General features: G+C 66.4%; 19 protein-coding genes. 17 read left to right on the top strand and 2 right to left on the bottom strand.

Annotated elements, in window-relative coordinates:
- The first annotated feature begins 70 nt into the window (after window positions 1–70).
- The 16 genes from AC1RTO_RS07100 to AC1RTO_RS07025 all read left to right on the top strand — a co-directional run bounded on the left by AC1RTO_RS07100 (window position 71) and on the right by AC1RTO_RS07025 (window position 14,490).
- On the top strand, window positions 71–802 hold the full coding sequence (locus AC1RTO_RS07100; protein ID WP_493160129.1) for a phosphatidylserine decarboxylase: 732 nt from the start codon (window positions 71–73) through the stop codon (window positions 800–802).
- Window positions 802–1,626, top strand: a complete 825-nt coding sequence (locus AC1RTO_RS07095) for a CDP-alcohol phosphatidyltransferase family protein (protein WP_493160128.1) — start codon at window positions 802–804, stop codon at window positions 1,624–1,626. Before AC1RTO_RS07100 ends, AC1RTO_RS07095 begins: the two co-directional genes overlap by 1 nt.
- 509 nt (window positions 1,627–2,135) lie before the next feature.
- Window positions 2,136–2,975 (top strand): 30S ribosomal protein S2, encoded by an 840-nt coding sequence (gene rpsB / locus AC1RTO_RS07090; protein ID WP_493160127.1) that lies wholly within the window; start codon window positions 2,136–2,138, stop codon window positions 2,973–2,975.
- 88 nt (window positions 2,976–3,063) lie between these two features.
- A complete protein-coding gene (gene tsf / locus AC1RTO_RS07085; protein WP_493160126.1) occupies window positions 3,064–3,996 on the top strand; it encodes a translation elongation factor Ts in 933 nt (310 codons plus the stop codon).
- 188 nt (window positions 3,997–4,184) lie between these two features.
- The gene (gene pyrH, locus AC1RTO_RS07080; protein WP_293875677.1) at window positions 4,185–4,913 is read left to right on the top strand and encodes a UMP kinase; all 729 of its coding nucleotides are present in this window, start codon (window positions 4,185–4,187) and stop codon (window positions 4,911–4,913) included.
- A 3-nt stretch (window positions 4,914–4,916) separates the two neighbouring features.
- A complete protein-coding gene (gene frr, locus AC1RTO_RS07075; RefSeq protein ID WP_293875675.1) occupies window positions 4,917–5,474 on the top strand; it encodes a ribosome recycling factor in 558 nt (185 codons plus the stop codon).
- Between the two features lie 53 nt (window positions 5,475–5,527).
- Window positions 5,528–6,220, top strand: a complete 693-nt coding sequence (locus tag AC1RTO_RS07070) for an isoprenyl transferase (protein ID WP_493160125.1) — start codon at window positions 5,528–5,530, stop codon at window positions 6,218–6,220.
- The gene (locus AC1RTO_RS07065; RefSeq protein WP_493160124.1) at window positions 6,217–7,008 is read left to right on the top strand and encodes a phosphatidate cytidylyltransferase; all 792 of its coding nucleotides are present in this window, start codon (window positions 6,217–6,219) and stop codon (window positions 7,006–7,008) included. Before AC1RTO_RS07070 ends, AC1RTO_RS07065 begins: the two co-directional genes overlap by 4 nt.
- 1 nt (window position 7,009) lies before the next feature.
- A complete protein-coding gene (gene dxr / locus AC1RTO_RS07060; RefSeq protein ID WP_493160123.1) occupies window positions 7,010–8,185 on the top strand; it encodes a 1-deoxy-D-xylulose-5-phosphate reductoisomerase in 1,176 nt (391 codons plus the stop codon).
- Window positions 8,186–8,198: 13 nt separating this feature from the next.
- Complete coding sequence (gene rseP / locus AC1RTO_RS07055; RefSeq protein WP_493160122.1) at window positions 8,199–9,332, top strand: RIP metalloprotease RseP; 1,134 nt, start codon at window positions 8,199–8,201, stop codon at window positions 9,330–9,332.
- 83 nt (window positions 9,333–9,415) lie between these two features.
- Entirely contained in the window at window positions 9,416–12,139 is a 2,724-nt protein-coding gene (gene bamA, locus AC1RTO_RS07050) for an outer membrane protein assembly factor BamA (protein ID WP_493160121.1), read from the top strand.
- Complete coding sequence (locus AC1RTO_RS07045; protein WP_493160120.1) at window positions 12,139–12,882, top strand: OmpH family outer membrane protein; 744 nt, start codon at window positions 12,139–12,141, stop codon at window positions 12,880–12,882. Before bamA ends, AC1RTO_RS07045 begins: the two co-directional genes overlap by 1 nt.
- 12 nt (window positions 12,883–12,894) lie before the next feature.
- A complete protein-coding gene (gene fabZ / locus AC1RTO_RS07040) occupies window positions 12,895–13,368 on the top strand; it encodes a 3-hydroxyacyl-ACP dehydratase FabZ (RefSeq protein ID WP_493160119.1) in 474 nt (157 codons plus the stop codon).
- Window positions 13,369–13,462: 94 nt separating this feature from the next.
- A complete protein-coding gene (rpmE, locus tag AC1RTO_RS07035; RefSeq protein WP_293875659.1) occupies window positions 13,463–13,696 on the top strand; it encodes a 50S ribosomal protein L31 in 234 nt (77 codons plus the stop codon).
- 74 nt (window positions 13,697–13,770) lie between these two features.
- Window positions 13,771–14,082, top strand: coding sequence for a PilZ domain-containing protein (locus tag AC1RTO_RS07030; protein WP_493160118.1), 312 nt, complete (start codon window positions 13,771–13,773; stop codon window positions 14,080–14,082).
- Between the two features lie 69 nt (window positions 14,083–14,151).
- The gene (locus tag AC1RTO_RS07025; RefSeq protein ID WP_493160117.1) at window positions 14,152–14,490 is read left to right on the top strand and encodes a WYL domain-containing protein; all 339 of its coding nucleotides are present in this window, start codon (window positions 14,152–14,154) and stop codon (window positions 14,488–14,490) included.
- 19 nt (window positions 14,491–14,509) lie between these two features.
- Here the strand turns inward: AC1RTO_RS07025 and AC1RTO_RS07020 are convergent, their stop codons facing one another.
- Window positions 14,510–15,055: a glycine zipper 2TM domain-containing protein gene (locus tag AC1RTO_RS07020; protein WP_493160116.1), complete on the bottom strand. Its 546-nt coding sequence runs from the start codon at window positions 15,053–15,055 to the stop codon at window positions 14,510–14,512.
- A gap of 255 nt (window positions 15,056–15,310) precedes the next feature.
- On the opposite strand from AC1RTO_RS07020, the gene AC1RTO_RS07015 reads away from it, so the two are divergent.
- Window positions 15,311–15,514, top strand: coding sequence for a hypothetical protein (locus tag AC1RTO_RS07015; protein WP_493160115.1), 204 nt, complete (start codon window positions 15,311–15,313; stop codon window positions 15,512–15,514).
- Between the two features lie 33 nt (window positions 15,515–15,547).
- Here the strand turns inward: AC1RTO_RS07015 and AC1RTO_RS07010 are convergent, their stop codons facing one another.
- Window positions 15,548–17,827: an ATP-dependent helicase gene (locus tag AC1RTO_RS07010; protein ID WP_493160114.1), complete on the bottom strand. Its 2,280-nt coding sequence runs from the start codon at window positions 17,825–17,827 to the stop codon at window positions 15,548–15,550.
- Window positions 17,828–18,030: the final 203 nt, after the last annotated feature.

Below are 18,030 nucleotides of genomic sequence, written 5' to 3'. Positions count from 1 at the left end.
CAACCGTCGGCGTAAGTACGTGGCGTCCGAACGTTGTGTTGCATGAACGACACGGGTACACCCCGTGGTTATGCCATCGCTCGAAAAGCCCCCCCACACGCCGCTGCCGACGACGACGGTCAAGTGGCGTTTCCCGTCCGTCCACCCTGAAGGCCATAAATATGCGGCCATAGCGCTGGGCGTCACCCTGATCGCGACGATCATCACCAAGGTGCTGTTCTGGCCGCTGCTCGCGGTCGTCGTCTGGGTGCTCACCTTCTTCCGCGATCCCATCCGCACCACGCTGGTCGGCGATGGTCTCATCATCGCGCCCGCCGACGGGCTCGTCACGATGATCCAGAAGGTGCCGGTGCCCCGCGAACTGATCGGCGACCTCGGCGATGCGCCGTTGACCCGCGTCTCGATCTTCATGTCGGTGTTCGACGTCCACATCAACCGCACGCCGATCGCCGGGACGATCCGCCAGGTCGTCTACATCAGCGGCAAGTTCCTCAACGCCGATCTCGACAAGGCATCCGACGAGAACGAGCGACAGCATATCGTCGTCGAGGGGAGGGACGGCCGCCGCATCGGCTTCACGCAGATCGCCGGCCTCGTCGCGCGCCGCATCGTGCCCTTCGTCAAGCCGGGTGACATGGTCGCAACCGGCCAGCGCGTCGGCCTGATCCGCTTCGGCAGCCGCGTCGACGTGTTCCTGCCCGACGACATCATCCCGCAGGTGACGCTCGGCCAGCGCTCCATCGCCGGCGAGACGGTGATCGGCCGCGTCGGCGGCGTGCCCGTCACCGGTATCGCCCAGTAATGGACCAGCGCGACCTGAGCGTCTCCCCCCGCCGCCGCCTGCCACGCCGCCCGCGCGGTCTGCCGCTGCGCGCCGTCGCCCCCAATGCGGTCACCGCGCTGGCCCTGTGCTCCGGCCTCAGCGGCGTCCGCTTCGCGATCGGCGGCGAATGGCAGAGCGCGGTGGCAATGATCATGGTCGCGGGCGTGCTCGACGGCCTCGACGGCCGTATCGCTCGCCTGCTGCACGGAGAGAGCCGGTTCGGTGCGGAGCTCGATTCGCTGTCCGACGCCATCTCCTTCGGGGTCGCGCCGGCGCTCATCATGTATCTATGGTCGCTCGCCGCCCTGCCGCGATTGGGCTGGATCAGTAGTCTGATCCTCGCCGTCTTCTGCGCACTCCGCCTCGCGCGCTTCAACGCTAAGATCGACGAAACCGATCAGCCGCACAAATCCGCCGGCTTCCTTACCGGCGTCCCCGCGCCTGCGGGTGCAGGCCTCGCGATGCTGCCGATGTACTTCTGGTTCTGGACCGACCATCCGTTTTTCGCCTCGCCATGGCTGGTCGCGCCATGGGTTGCGTTCATCGCGATGCTGATGGTGTCGAGCGTCGCCACCTTCTCATGGACGTCGCTCAAACTGCGTCGCACGGTCCGGTTCGAAGCGATCGCAGGCGTCGTCTTGCTCGGTGCGGCGCTGGTATCGGCACCGTGGCATACGCTCAGCGCGATCTGCGTCGGCTACCTCGTCACTATTCCCTTCAGCATCGCCAGCTACGCGCGGGTCAAGCGGCTGCGCGCAACCGGCGAACGGCCGCGGGGATCGGAGCCGACGCCCAGCGCCTGACGGCGATGCGGCGCTCGGCGGAGGCTAGGTGCGAGAGGGGAGCGAAAGCGGGTTCGGTATTGCCCGACGCGAGGCTAACGATCCGCCGCCATTGCGGCGCAACCGTAATAGCGATTACGCCCACGGCAGCGAGAAACGCACCGACGAACACCAGAACACTGAATGCTGCAACCATCGAACCAACTCCCGGTCAGGTTAGCGAGCAACCTGTGGATAACTCACTAAACCAATGATTTGTCAGTGAGTTCCGCACCTGCGCCGGATTCTTCCGTTTTGGACACTTTACAGTGTCTTAACCAGAACCGGACCGTTCGCGTCCACTGTCTGACCGCTGTATGTTCCACATGTGTTCTCGCTGTCAAGCGGGATCCGGACTCTTGCCTTTGCGCGACCGTTCGGCTAATGGCGCGCCCCTCAACCCCGCATGGGAAGCATCATAGCCCGGTGCGCCGCTCCGCAAGGTGCGACGTCATCCGCTTCCCAGAGGCTCAACCGGAAGGAATTATCCTATGGCGGCACCCGTCGTCACCATGCAGCAGCTCATCGAGACTGGTGCGCACTTCGGCCACCAGACGCACCGCTGGAACCCGAAGATGAAGCCTTACATTTTCGGCGATCGTAACGGCGTTCACATCCTCGACCTGTCGCAGACCGTTCCCCTCTTCGCCCGCGCGCTCGAGTTCGTCTCGTCGTCGGTAGCCGGTGGCGGCAAGGTGCTGTTCGTCGGCACCAAGCGCCAGGCGCAGGATGCCGTCGCCGATGCGGCGCGCCGTTCGGGCCAGCATTTCGTCAACCACCGCTGGCTGGGCGGCATGCTCACCAACTGGAAGACGATCAGCAACTCGATCAAGCGCCTCAAGAGCCTCGAGGAGCAGCTGTCGGGCGACACGCACGGCCTGACCAAGAAGGAAGTGCTGCAGCTGACCCGTGAGAAGGACAAGCTCGAACTCAGCCTCGGCGGCATCCGCGACATGGGCGGCGTGCCCGACGTCATGTTCGTGATCGACGCGAACAAGGAAGAGCTGGCGATCAAGGAAGCCAACACGCTCGGCATCCCCGTCGTCGCGATCCTCGATTCGAACGTGTCGCCTGACGGCATCGCCTTCCCGGTCCCCGCGAACGACGACGCCAGCCGCGCCATCCGCCTGTATTGCGAAGCAATCGCCATCGCGGCGACCCGCGGCAACCAGGAGCAGCAGTCGCGCCGTGGCGTCGATCTGGGTGCGCAGGACGTCGCGCCGGACGAGGAGGCGCTGACCGTTCCTACGCCGGCTGCCGAGCCCGAAGCTCAGGCCGCGACCAACGTCGAGGGCGCAGGCGCCGAAGCCGAGCGTCAGATCGACGCGTAACGCCCGTCGTTGAAACGTCATGCGGGCGGGGTAGGGCGGCTATGCCCTTCCTCGCCCGCAATCACATTCGAGTAAAAGGATTACGCACATGGCTGAAGTTACCGCAGCGATGGTCAAGGACCTGCGCGAGAAAAGCGGCGCGGGCATGATGGATTGCAAGAAGGCGCTGAACGAGGCCGCCGGCGACATGGACGCCGCCCTGGACTGGTTGCGCACCAAGGGTCTGGCCGCCGCGCAGAAGAAGTCCAGCCGCACCGCGGCCGAGGGGCTCGTCGGTGTCGCCACCGCGGGCACCAAGGGTGCAGCGGTCGAGGTGAACTCAGAAACCGACTTCGTCGCGAAGAACGACCAGTTCCAGCAGTTCGTCCGCGAAGTGACGCAGATTGCGCTCGCCACTGGTGGCGACGTCGAGGCGCTGAAGGCCGAGACGATGCCGTCGGGCACCAGCGTCGCCGACGTGCTGACCAACAACATCGCGACGATCGGCGAGAACCAGTCGCTGCGTCGCGCCAAGCGCCTCGAAGTGACCAAGGGCGCAGTCGTGTCCTACGTCCACAACCAGGCATCGCCAGGCCTCGGCAAGATCGGCGTGCTCGTCGCGCTTGAATCGGACGCGTCGGACGAGGTGCTGCAGGGTCTCGGCAAGCAGCTGGCGATGCACATCGCCGCGGCCTTCCCGAAGGCACTGAACGAGGAGGACCTCGACGAGGCGGAGATCGAGCGCGAGCGCGCGATCGCGACCGAAAAGGCGTCCGAATCGGGCAAGCCCGCCGACATCATCGCCAAGATGGTTGAGGGCGGCATCGCCAAGTACCGCAAGGAGCACGCGCTGGTCAGCCAGCTGTTCGTGATGGACGGCAAGACCAAGATCAGCGACGTCGTCGCCAAGGCGGGCAAGGACGCCGGCGCCACGATCAAGCTGGTCGACTATGTCCGCTTCCAGCTCGGCGAGGGCATCGAAAAGGAAGCGTCGGACTTCGCCGCCGAAGTCGCGGCCGCTTCGGGCGTCGCCCAGAAGTAAGGCAAGGGGGCGTATTTGCTCCCCCGACCCCTGCCGCCCCGGACGGGCTCCGGGGCGGCACCGGGTGCATGTCCGGTGCATGCCCCGACAAATTCCCGTGCACCGCGCGTCGACGCGTCCAGTCGAGGTTGCTCCTGCGGTGCGCGCGCCCTAAGGTCCGCGCCGCTTTCCCTTACCGTCAGGACCCCATGACCGCCGGCCCCCGCTTCAAACGTATCCTGCTCAAACTCTCCGGCGAAGTGCTGATGGGAGAAGGCGGCCTCGCCATCGATCCGGAGATCACCGCGCGCGTCGCGCAGGAGATTGCGGGCGTGCGCGACCAGGGTTACGAACTGTGCGTCGTCGTCGGTGGCGGCAACATCTTCCGTGGTCTGTCCGCTGCCGCCAAGGGCATCGAGCGCGCGACCGCCGATTACATGGGCATGCTCGCGACCGTGATGAACGCCCTCGCGGTGCAGAATGCGCTGGAGCAGATCGGCGTCGATACGCGCGTCCAGTCGGCGATCCCGATGCAGTCGGTCTGCGAACCCTTCATCCGCCGCCGTGCCGAGCGTCACCTCGAAAAGGGGCGCGTGGTGATCTTCGCCGCCGGCGTCGGCAGCCCGTTCTTCACCACCGATTCCGGTGCCGCGCTCCGCGCCGCCGAGATGAAGTGCGATGCCCTGTTCAAGGGCACCTCGGTCGACGGCGTCTACGATGCCGATCCCAAGAAGGTGCCGACCGCGACCCGTTACGATACCGTGAGCTATTCGACCGTGCTGTCTGACGACCTCAAGGTCATGGACGCCAGCGCGATCGCATTGTGCCGCGACAACAATATTCCGATCGTCGTCTTCAACATCCGGGAGCACGGCAATTTCGCCGCGGTCCTCGGCGGTGATGGTGTCTCGACGATCGTCCAGAGCGAACAGGAGTAGATCATGGCAGCCTATGACAAGGCCGACCTCGAACGCCGCATGGCCGGCGCCGTCGAATCGCTGAAGCACGACCTAAACGGCCTGCGCACCGGCCGCGCCTCCACCGCCTTGCTCGATCCGGTGACGGTCGAGGTCTACGGCAGCCACATGCCGCTGGTGCAGGTCGCCACCGTCTCGGTGCCGGAACCGCGCATGCTGTCGGTGCAGGTCTGGGACAAGTCGAACGTCGGGCCCGTCGAAAAGGCGATCCGTTCGGCGGGCCTCGGCCTCAACCCGATCAACGACGGCCAGACGCTGCGCCTGCCGATCCCCGACTTGACCGAGGAGCGCCGCAAGGAGCTCGCCAAGCTCGCCGGCAAATATGCCGAGGCGTCGCGCATCGCGGTGCGCAACGTGCGCCGAGACGGCATGGACAGCCTGAAGACCGACGAGAAGAAGGGCGTCATCAGCGAGGACGAGCGCAAGCGCCACGAAACCGAGGTGCAGAAGCTGACCGACGCCACCGTCGCCGATCTCGATGCGGCCGCCGCGGCGAAGGAAAAGGAAATCCTGGGTAAGTGAGCCCATCGGCGTCCTCTGCCGCGTCCCTCGTCGCGGTCCCTGATACGGGGCCGGTGCCGCGGCACGTCGCCATCATCATGGATGGCAACGGGCGCTGGGCGAAGGCGCGGATGCTGCCGCGCGTCGCCGGTCACAAGGCCGGCGTCGAGGCTGTGCGCCGCGTCACCCGCGCCGCGCGCGCGCTGGGGGTTGAGGCGCTGACGCTCTATGCCTTTTCCTCGGAGAACTGGCGCCGGCCGGAGGACGAGGTCGGCGCGCTGATGGGGCTGCTCCGGCTCTTTATCCGCAGCGACCTTGCCGAATTGGTCGAGGAAAACGTCCGCCTGCGCGTGATCGGCGACTATCGTTGCTTCGCGCCCGATCTTGTCGCCCTCGTCGATGATGCGGTGGCAAAGACCGCGGCCAACACCGGGCCGATCCTGGTGATCGCGCTCAATTACGGTTCGCACGCCGAGCTGGTCGCGGCCGCGCAGCGCCTCGCGGCCCGCGCCGCGGCGGGCGAGATCGACCCCGCCGCGATCACCGCCGGCAGCATCGAGGCGGAGCTCGACACCGCCGACCTGCCGCCGCTCGACCTCGTCATCCGCTCGTCGGGCGAGCAGCGGCTGTCCAACTTCCTGCTCTGGCAGGCGGCCTATGCCGAACTGCTGTTCATCGACACGCTCTGGCCCGATTTCACAGGCGATACGCTTGCCGACGCGATCGCCGCGTTCGGCCAGCGCCAGCGGCGCTACGGCGGCCTGTGAGCGACACGCCTCCGGCCAAACGGCCGTCGGAGCTTGCGACCCGCACGCTGACCGGCCTTGGCCTTATCGCGCTGGCACTGGTCGCGCTTGCGTTCGGCGGCTTCCCCTTTTGGCTGCTCGCGGTGACCGCGGGCGTGTTCATGATGGCGGAATGGAGCGAACTCCACCTTGCCGAACCCAAAACCAAGCGCCTCGGCCAATACGTGCTGTTCGTGCCGCTCGCGATCATGTGCCCGATCGCCGCGGGGCCCAACTTCTTCGCGCTCGGCCTGCTGGTCGGCGCGTTCTTCTTCCTCACCATCGTCACCCGCCGGCCGCAGCTCGGCCTCGGCGTGCTCTATTGCGGCTTGCCGATCTATGCGTTGCTGTTGATCCGGCATGAGCCCGACGGCATCCGCAACGCGCTTTGGGCGCTGGCGATCGTCTGGGCGACGGATATCGGCGCCTATTTCGCCGGCCGCGGCATCGGCGGTCCCAAGCTTGCGCCGACGATCAGCCCCAACAAGACCTGGGCCGGCCTGATCGGCGGCATCGTGGTGGCGACGCTGGTCGCGCTGCTGATGCAAACCTTCTACCTCCTGCCGTTGCGCTTCGTGGCTGCGACGCCGCTGCTCGCGATCGTCGCGCAGGGCGGCGACCTGTACGAGAGCTGGTTGAAGCGCCGCGCCGGCGTCAAGGATTCGGGCAGCGTCATTCCCGGCCATGGCGGCGTCCTCGACCGGCTCGACGGGCTGGTGCCCGTGCTGCCTCTCGCCGCGCTGCTCGTCGTCGTGCCGCTGGCATTCTGACATGAAAACCGTCACCATATTGGGCGCGACCGGATCGGTTGGTACCTCCACCCTCGATCTCGTTGAACGCGAGCCGGACCGGTTCCGCGTCCGTGCGCTCACCGCCAATTGCGATGTCGCGAGCCTTGCCTCGGCAGCGATCCGCACCCGCGCTGAAATCGCCGTCGTCGCCGACGAAAGCTGCCTGCCCGCCCTGCGTGAGGCGCTCGCCGGCACGTCGACCCAGGCGACGGGCGGCGCGCAGGCGATCTGCGATGCCGCCGCCGGCGCCGACTGGACGATGGGCGCGATCGTCGGATGCGCCGGGCTGAGGCCGGTGATGGCGGCGATCGAACATGGCGGCACCGTCGTCATCGCCAACAAGGAACCGCTCGTGTCCGCGGGCGAGGTCATCCTCGCCGCCGCTGCCCGCTCCGGCGCGACGCTGCTGCCCGCGGACAGCGAGCATAACGCGATCTACCAATGTTTCGACTTCGTCCGGCCCGAGGGCGTCCGCCGCATCATCCTCACCGCCAGCGGCGGTCCGTTCCGCGACTGGTCGCTCGATCGTATGGCGGACGTCACCGTCGAACAGGCGGTCGCGCATCCCAATTGGTCGATGGGCGCGAAGATCAGCATCGACAGCGCGACGATGATGAACAAGGGGCTCGAACTGATCGAGGCCGCGCGCCTGTTCCCGGTCGCGCACGACCGGATCGAGGTCGTGCTCCATCGCCAGTCGGTGATCCATTCTATGGTCGATTACGTCGACGGGTCGATGCTCGCGCAGCTCGGCCCGTCGGACATGCGCGTGCCGATCGCGCATACGCTCGCTTGGCCCGACCGGATGGCGACGCCGATGGCGCCGCTCGATCTCGTCGGGATCGGCCGTCTCGATTTCGAGGCCTGCGACCCCGTCCGCTTCCCCGCGCTGGCGCTCGCCCGTACCGCGCTGGAGGCGGGCGGCGCGCGTCCGGCGATCCTCAATGCCGCCAACGAGGTCGCGGTCGCGGCCTTTCTCGCGCGGCGGATCGGCTTCCTCGAAATTGCCGCAATCGTCGCCGATACGCTGGAGCGTTACGATCCGCCGGCTCCGGACACGCTGGAGGCGGTCCTCTTCATCGACGGGGAGGCGCGACGAATGGCGGACAAACAAGTACAGGGACGTGCTCAGGGGCGTGTAAAGGTCCACGCGTGAAGGATTGCGTAGCTTGATCCAGTCCCCCGGCGTTCCGATGGCCATCCTCGCGTTCCTTTGCGCGATCGGCCCGCTCGTCTTCATCCACGAAATGGGCCATTATCTGGCCGGCCGGCTGTTCGGCGTGAAGGCCGAGGCCTTCTCTATCGGCTTCGGTCGCGAGATCGCGGGCTTCACCGACCGCCGCGGCACCCGCTGGAAATTCGGCTGGCTGCCGCTGGGCGGCTATGTTCGCTTCGCTGGCGACATGAATCCGGCGAGCCAGCCCGACGCGGCGTGGCTGGCGCTGCCTGCCGCCGAGCGCGCGCAGACCTTCCAGGCCAAGCCGCTGTGGCAGCGGGCGATTATTGTCGGCGCCGGCCCGGCGATCAACCTGACTCTCGCCGTCCTCATCCTCGCCGGCTTCGCGCATACCTATGGCGTCGATCGCACGCCGGCGGTGGTCGGCACGGTGATTGCGAGCGGACCGGGCGCGAAGGCCGGCCTGCAACCGGGCGACCGCATCGTCGCCATCGACGGCCGCGGGATTGAGACCTTCTCCGACATCGCACGCTATGCGCTGATCCGGCCGGGCCAGCAGGCGACGGTCCGTATCGAACGCGGCGGCGCCGCCTGCGATCGTCCGCTTGAATTCGGGGTGATCCGCCAGCGCGACCGCTTCGGCAATGACTATCGCATCGGCCGCATCGGCATCGGCAGCGGCGATCCCGTGCTCGAGCCGGTCGGCCTTGCCGCCGCCCCGGCCGCGGGCGTGCGCATGACCGGCGAGATCATCGCAGGCACGCTGGAAACGCTCGGCCAGATCATCAGCGGCCGGCGTTCGATCGACGAACTTGGCGGGCCGATCCGCATCGCCAAGATCAGCGGCGAGCAGATGGCGCTGGGCCTGTCCGCCTTCGTCTGGCTGGTCGCGATGCTGTCGATCAATCTGGGGTTCATCAATCTGCTGCCAGTACCGATGCTGGATGGCGGCCATTTGTTCTTCTATGCGATCGAGGCGATACGCCGCCGCCCCCTTGAACCCAGAGTGCAGGAATGGGCGTTTCGCGGCGGACTGGCGCTCGTGCTGACGCTGATGCTGGTCGTGACCTTCAACGATTTGAGCGCCGTGGGCCTGTGGCAGCGGCTGGCCGGGTTGATCGGCTGACCGGGTTGGGGCAGGGCAGGTTTCTGCGTCTCCCGGTGCATATTGGGTATCCTGACGTATTTGGGGTGGGTTGAGTGACAGCGATGAAGAGTTCCATGTTCGTGGCGAAGGGCGCCGCGCTGCTCGCCGGCACCATGTTGTCGGGCGTGCCCGCTCTGGCCCAGAGGGCGCCTGCACCCGCGCCCGTCGCGACTCCGACGCCCGCGGCGCCGGCCGCGACGCCCGCCCCGGCGCGCACGATCAAGACGCTCCGCGTCGAGGGGTCGCAGCGCATCGAATCTGAAACGGTCCTGTCCTACACAAAGTTGCGTGTCGGCATCCCTTATACCGCGGAAACGCTCGATCAGGCGCTGAAGGATCTGCAGGCGTCGGACCTGTTCGTCGATTTCTCGATCTCCGGCGTCGAAACCGGCGACATCGTGCTGCGCATCCGCGAGAACCCGATCATCAACCGCGTGATCCTCGAAGGGAACAAGGCGCTCAAGAGCGACAAGATCACCAAGGAGATCAAGCTCGCGCCGCGTCAGATATTCACGCGCACCGCGGTCCGCCAGGACGTGTCGCGGATCATCGAGCTGTACCGCCGGCAGGGCCGCTTCGCCGCGGTCATCAGTCCCAAGATGGTGAGCCTCGACCAGAACCGCGTCGACGTGGTGTTCGAGATTACCGAGGGACCGAAGTCCAAGGTCCGTCAGATCAACATCATCGGTAACGAGGTGTTCAACGACGGCAAGCTGCGCGGCGAGATGGTCACCAAGGAATCGCGCTGGTTCCGCCTGCTCTCATCCAACACCTCCTACGATCAGGATCGCCTGAACTACGACCAGCAGAAGCTCCGCCAGTTCTACCTGACGCAGGGCTATGCCGATTTCCGCGTCACCAGCGCGGTCGCCGAACTGACGCCGGACAAGCGCGACTTCATCATCACCTATGTCGTCGAGGAGGGTAAGCGCTACAAATTCGGCGACGTCACCGTCGACAGCGAGATCCGCGATTTCGACAACAAGAAGCTGGCCTCGTCGCTGCCGATCAAAAAGGGCGAATGGTACAACGCCAAGCTGGTCGAGGATTCGGTCGACCAGCTGAGCGAATCGGCCGGCCTGTTCGGCTATGCCTTCACCGACGTGTCGCCGGACTTTCAGCGCGATCCCGAAACGCTGACGATGGGGATGAATTTCCACATTGCGCAGGCGCAGCGCACCTATGTCGAGCGGATCGATATCAACGGCAACACGCAGACGCAGGACAAGGTCGTCCGCCGCGAGATCCGTCTGGCCGAAGGCGACGCGTTCAACAGCTTCCAGGTTAAGCGTTCGCAGGATCGCATCAACAGCCTCGGGTTCTTCCAGGACAAGATGGAGATCAAGCAGAACCCCGGTTCGGCCCCCGATCGCATCGTCCTCGAAACCAATCTCGAGGAAAAGAGTACCGGCGAACTGCAGCTGTCGGTCGGCTATTCCAGCCTCGAACGCTTCATCATCCAGGCCAACATCACGCAGAACAACTTCCGCGGCAAGGGGCAGGTGCTGCGTGCGGGCGTCAACTATTCGACCTATTCGAAATCGATCGAGCTGGGCTTCACCGAGCCCTATCTGTTCGACAAGAACGTCGCGATCGGCGTTGACGTGTTCCGCCGCGATTTCAACTCCTTCAACTATATCGGCACCGACCGCCGCACCACCTATTCGCAGGTGTCGACCGGCTTCCAGGTCCGTACCGGCGTGCCGCTGACCGAATATTGGTCGCTCGCCGGCCGTTACGGCCTGTCCTATGATGAAGTCGGGCTCGACCAGAGCACCTATTACACCGGCGGCCGGTGCGACATCCTCAAGGCGGGCCGCTATCTCTGCGAGGCGATCGGCAATCGCTGGACGTCGTCGGCCGGCTATTCGCTGATCTACGACAGCCTCAACAGCCGCCTGCGCCCGACCGCGGGCCAGCGTCTCAGCTTCAGCCAGGACTTCGCGGGCCTCGGCGGCGACGTGAAATACATTCGCACCCGTCTGGAGGGGTCGAAGTTCGTCAACGTCGGCTCGGGCTTCATCGGCTCGCTGGTCGGCGAGGCGGGCTATATCCACTCGCTCGAGGGCGCACGGCCCGAGGGCGTCGACAAGATCCGCATCACCGACCGCTTCTATCTCGGCGAGCCGCAGTTCCGCGGTTTCGACATCCGCGGCATCGGCCCGCGCGTGCAGCGCCAATATTACACGACCGACACGACCACGGGCAAGCAGGTGCTGGTTACTGATCGCGACCAGCTGGTCGACGATGCGCTCGGCGGCCGCGCCTATTACCTCGTCCGCGCCGAACTGGAGATTCCGCTCGGCGCCGGTGCGCGCGAGCTCGGCCTGCGGCCGTCGGTCTATGTCCAGGCGGGCAGCCTGTTCGCGCTGACCCGGCCGCGACCGACCGCCGACTTCCCGACGATCACGGATGCGGCCGGCAACGTCACCGTGCTGCCGATCCAGCGGCTGCTCACCGACTCGGCGGGCCGTCAGATCTATTACGTGCCGACCAACGCCGCGACCAACGCGGGCGCGCCGACAACCTGCTCGATCGGCTATTCGGCGACGGCAGGCGGCGCCTGCGCCGGCGACACGACCAACACCATCGGCTACGACACGCCGATCACGCCGTTCAAGGAAACCTATTACGCCTCCAGCGCGACGCCGCGCGTCAGCATCGGTGTCGGCGTCAACTGGAATTCGCCTTTCGGCCCACTCCGCATCGATCTCGCCAAGGCGCTGGTCAAGCAGAAGGGCGACGACCCCAAGCTCATTACCTTCAACGTAGGGACGCAGTTCTAATGAAGACCATCACGAAGACTTGCGCGTCGGCGATCGCCGTCGCTTCCGTCGCCTTGCTCGCCGGCACGGCATCGGCGCAGACCGCCGGGATCGCGACGGCACAGGCCGATGCGGCGATCTTCAGCGCAAAGGCGTTCGATGCTGCCAACCAGCAGATCTCGACCACCTACAAGGCGCAGCTGGATCAGGCCGCCGCCGCGCAGACCGCGCTGAACACGCAGCTGCGCACGCTGCTCGACACTAACAAGGACGGCCAGGTCAGCCAGGCGGAAGCCGCCGCCGCCGAAGCGCCGAACAGCGCGATCGGCAACCAGGTCCGCGCCGCGCAGCAGAAGGCGCAGCCCGGCATCGAGGCCGCGCAGGGTCCGGCGATCAAGGCGCAGGCCTATGCGCTCGAGCAGATCGTGAACAAGTACGATCCCGCGCTGCGCGCCGTCGTCGCCGCGAAGAAGATCAGCATCGTCCTCGCCCCGAACGCGATCCAGTTCGCACCGCCGGCGACCGACGTCACCCGCGACATCATCGCCGAGATCGATCGCACTACCCCGAGCGTGCCGATCGCGCCGCCGGCGAACTGGCAGCCGCAGCAGCAGACCGTCGAACTGCTCCAGCAATATCGTCAGCTCGTGTACGCGAACGCCGCCCGTCGTCAGCAGGCCGGCGCGCCCGCACCTGCCGCCGGTACGCCCGCTCCGGCCGCGGCCCCCGCCGCGACGCCGCGCGCAACCCCGCAGGGCCGTTAAGGCGCTATCCGGGTGAGCGAAGACGCACCGCGGACGCTCGGCCCGCTCGATATCGGGCGGGTCATGGCAGCCTTGCCGCATCGCTACCCGATGCTGCTGGTCGATCGCGTCGAGGAGCTGATCCTCGACCGGTCGATCGCGGCGATCAAGGCGGTGACGATCAACGAGCAGTTCTTCCAAGGCCATTTCCCTGGCCGGCCGATCATGCCGGGCGTGCTGATCGTCGAGGCGCTGGCGCAGGCCGCCGGCATCCTCGCGGTCGAAAGCCTCGGCCTCGCCGGATCGGGCAAGCTCGTCTATTTCATGGCGATCGACGGCGCGAAGTTCCGCAAGCCGGTCGAACCCGGCGTGCTGCTCCGGCTCGAGGCGACCTTCGTCCAGAAGCGCGCGAGCGTTTGCAAGTTCGCCGGCGTCGCGAAGATCGACGGCGTGGTGGTGGCCGAGGCGAATTTCACCGCGATGATCGCCGACCCGCCCAAGGCGTGACCGGCTGCCGACTTTGACATTCCGGCGGCGCTCCGTTAGGGGCGCCGCTTCTCTTCCAGGCTGGTCGGAACCAGCCGTTTCAGGAGCGTGTGACGTGAAGAAAGATACCCATCCCGACTACCACATGATCAAAATCCAGATGACCGACGGCACCGTGTTCGAGACTCGCTCCACTTGGGGCAAAGAAGGCGACACGATGACGCTCGATATCGATCCGCTGGCGCACCCCGCCTGGACCGGTGGTCGCGGTCAGCTGCTGGACGCCGGTGGCCAGGTCGCACGCTTCAACAAGCGGTTCGGCGGTGGTCTGACCCTGCGCAAGGGCTGATCCGGTCCGGATTTTCCGGTACCAGCGCGGCTTCGTATACCCGGCCTTAACCATCGCCATCTAGGCCTTGGTTCATGTTCGCAGCGGAATTCGAACCAGCAGACACCAACGGCCGGCGCCGCTCCGCGCGTGCGCCGGTTTCGTTGGATGCGCATATCGGCAAGGGGGTCCGGACCTTGTGCCGGGTGGTCGACATCTCGATTCACGGCGCCCGCCTTCAGACCTATTGCCCGCTCGCCAAGGGCAGCACGATCTGGCTGACCTTGCCCGGCGCGGGCTCGGTCGTCGCCGACGTCAAATGGGCGGACGATTTTTCCGCCGGCTGTCAGTTCAAGCAACCGCTTGAAATGGATGTGTTCGAGCATCTGGTCGAGCTCAACCGCTGACCATGTGATACGCTTCACGAACGAATCGGTGCTTGCTGCAACGCAGCACGGTTCGCTAAGGGGCACGCCATGACCGACACTCCAGCCGCGACCGTCGCGCCGACCGGACCGGTGCCGACGATGTTCGAAGCGATCGTCCGCCAGCTTGCCGTTACCGCCACCTACAACAAGGGCACGGTGACGATAGCCCCCCACATTCTCTACACGCGCCACGGCGAGATCTATGTCGACGCGATCACCGTCGAACGCGACGGCAAACCGCCGCGTGAGGAGAAACTCGGGACGTTCAAGCTGGACGGGCTGGGTGATCCCACGCTGACCGCGCGCGCGTTCAAGCCCAACACCCTGTTCGAACCGGCCGCCGAAAAGTACGAGGGCGTGACGCTGATGGCGGTCGAGCAGGGCTGACCGCCACCAGCGCTGCGGCTCAGCGGCAGCGGACTTGCGACTGGTTCTGATCGACGGCCTTGCCGGCGAGCGCGCCCGCCGCGCCGCCCAGCAGGGTGCCGACGATGCGGCTGCGTCCGCCGTCGATGACGTTGCCCAGGATACCGCCCGCCGCGCCGCCGACGATCAGGCCGGTGGTGCCGTCGCCGCGCTTGCAATAATAGCGCCCGTCGTTGCCGGCATAGACCCGCTCGTCGTTGCTCAGCACGCGTTCGCGATAGTTCGCGCCGGAGCTATAATAGCGCGAGGCGTCATAGCCATTCTCGTCGCGTTCGTCGGCGTAGCCGGCGTCGCGCGGACCGTCATAGGCGTTGGGCACCGGCGCCTGGCGATAGCCGCCCGGACCGGCGCTGCCGCGGCCCGACCGATAGCGGTCGAATTCGGCGCGATAGCGGGCAAGCTCGGCATCGAAGCGCTGCTGGGCGGCAGCGAAGCGCGCATCGTCGGCAGCGGATTGCGCAACCGCTGGCGCGCCGCCGCAGAGCAACGCCGCGACGGCGACGGAAAGCGACAGGGACCTGAACATGAAAATGACCCTCGGAGCGGCCCGGTGAGTCGGGCGTGCGATGGTTATACACTGAAGTCAGGTTGTTGGTTGCTGAATGGTCCCCGATGGCGTTGTGTCGACGGACGCGACGACCGGCGCCGTGGCTGCGGCGGGGGCAGGGCGACGGCCCCCACGAAATCTGTTATGGTTGCCCCATCACCCGATCGTTCCGTAAGCATCTCGTGATGGTGGCCTGCATGGCCGGGCCCTCGCTTACATTCGGAGGAATCCGTGATGGACATCAACTACTTGCTGTCGCGCGAGCAAATCTCGCTGGTCAAGGCGCGTGAGGCGAACTGCCCTGAGGCGCGCGCCGCGCACGCCGGGCTCGCCAGGATGTACGGCGAGGCGCTCGATCGCAGCGCCTTCCCCCACCGCGACGTCGCGGCATCCGTGCCGCATCGACCGGCGGGGCCGCGCCGCCCGGGCAACGCCTGACGTCCTGGCCGCAAGGGGCGGGAACGGTGCCCGTCACCCGATGGTGACGAAGCTGTCCATCACCCGCTTGCGGCCGGCCGCCTCGAAATCGATCTCCAGCTTGTTGCCCTCGATCTCCGCGATCGCGCCATAGCCGAACTTCTGGTGGAAGACGCGCAGGCCCACGGACAGGTCGCTGCGCCCCTTGTTGCCGATGCTGACCGCGCTCGACCGGCTTTCGACGACCCGCGTCGGTGCGGTGCTGAAGCCCGATCCCGATCCGGCGGCACGCTGCCAGCCGGGCCCGCGCCCGGACCCCCGCGCGACATTGGCGAACGGGTCCGCCCGCTCGCTCCAGTTCGCCCGCCACAGGCTCTCGCCGCCCGACATGGTCGTGTCGCTGTCGATATGCTCGGGCGGCAGCTCGCCGACGAAGCGGCTGGGGATGCTCGACGTCCATTGCCCGTAGATGCGCCGATTCGCGGCGTGGAGGATCACCGCGCGCCGGCGCGCACGGGTGATCGCGACATAGGCGAGCCGCCGCTCCTCCTCGAGACTCTTGGTGCCGCCCTCGTCCAGCGACCGCTGCGACGGAAACAGCCCCTCCTCCCATCCGACGAGGAACACCGTGTCGAACTCCAGCCCCTTGGCGGCGTGGATCGTCATGATCGTCACCTGCGGGTCCTGCGCCGCGCCCTCCTTGTCCATGACGAGGCTGACGTGTTCGAGGAATGCGCCAAGCGACTCATATTCCTCCATCGCGCGGACCAGCTCGGACAGATTCTCCAGCCGCCCCGCCGCCTCGACCGATTTTTCGGCCTGCCACATCGCGGTATAGCCGCTCTCGTCGAGCATCTGGCGGGCGAGTTCGGCATGCGGCAGGTCGCGCGCCATGTCCCGCCAGCGCGCGATATCGCCGACGAGATTGCCGAGCGCACGGCGCGCCTGCGGGGTCAGCTCGTCGGTGTCGAGGATGCGCGCCGATGCGATCGTCAGCGGCACGCCCTCGATTCGGGCAAGCTGGTGGATCTTCGCCAGCGCCTTGTCGCCGAGGCCGCGCTTCGGCACGTTGACGATCCGTTCGAAGGCGAGGTCGTCCGACGGCTGGTTGACGATGCGCAGATAGGCGAGCGCGTCGCGGATTTCGGCGCGTTCGTAGAAGCGATAGCCGCCGACGATCCGGTACGGCATGCCGATGTTGATGAAGCGGTCCTCGAACTCGCGCGTCTGATGCTGCGCGCGGACGAGGATGGCGACATCGTCGAGGCTGCGACCGTTGCGCTGGTGCGCCTCGATCTCCTCGCCGACGCGGCGCGCTTCCTCCGGCCCGTCCCACACGCCGAGCACGCGCACCTTCTCGCCCGCATCCAGCTCGGTCCACAGCGTCTTGCCGAGCCGCCCGCCGTTGTTGGCGATCATTCCCGACGCGGCGCCGAGGATATGCGGGGTGGATCGGTAATTCTGTTCGAGCTTGATGACCGTGGCGCCGGGGAAGTCCTTCTCGAACTTCAGGATATTCTCGACCTGCGCACCGCGCCACGAATAGATCGACTGGTCGTCGTCGCCGACGCAGGCGATATTCTTGTGCTGCTGCGCGAGCAGCCGCAGCCAGAGGTACTGGACGACGTTGGTATCCTGATATTCGTCGACCATGATGAACTTGAACCGCTCCTGATACACCCGCAGCACGTCGGCATGCGTTTTCAGGATGGTCAGCATGTGCAGCAGCAGGTCGCCGAAATCGCAGGCGTTGAGCGACTTCAACCGCGCCTGATATTGCGCGTACAATTCGCCGCCGCGACCATTGGCGTAGCGTTCGCTTTCGCCGGCATCGATATCGGCGGGGACCAGGCCCTTGTTCTTCCAGTCGTCGATCAGCCCGGCGAGACTGCGCGCAGGGAAGCGCTTTTCATCGAGATCGGCGGCAACGATCAATTGCTTGAGCAATCGCAACTGGTCGTCGGTGTCGAGGATGGTGAAATTGCTCTGCAACCCGACCAGTTCGGCATGCCGGCGCAGCATCTTGGCACCGATCGCGTGAAAGGTGCCGAGCCACGGCATGCCTTCGACCGCATCGCCGACCAGCCGGCCGACGCGCTCGCGCATCTCGCGCGCCGCCTTGTTGGTGAAGGTGACGCTCAGGATCTCCGACGGCCACGCCTTGCGCGTCCACAACAGATGCGCGAGCCGCGCGGTCAGCGCCGCCGTCTTGCCGGTGCCGGCGCCGGCCAGCATCAGCACGGGGCCCTCGGTGGTCAGCACGGCTTCGCGCTGCGGCGGGTTCAGTCCCTTGAGATAGGGCGGGTCTTGCAGATGGGTGGCGGTATCGGTCACCGGTGAACAGGTAGGGAACGCCGCGCGCGCGGGCAAGTCCGATCCGCCCCGCGGCACTGCCACATCATTGACTTGCCATCGTCGCGCCAGCGAAACGCCACGGCGCTAAGCGCCATCCTGCCGACGAGAGGCGGCCCGTGCACAGCCCGTCCGGCAGAGACGTGGCGGCGGGTCCGGCTCGTCGGACCATCATTCGCAGGAGT

It is taken from the genome of Sphingomonas sp. GW821-FHT10F09, assembly GCF_058809195.1.
This window is presented reverse-complemented; position numbering and strand designations above follow the sequence as displayed.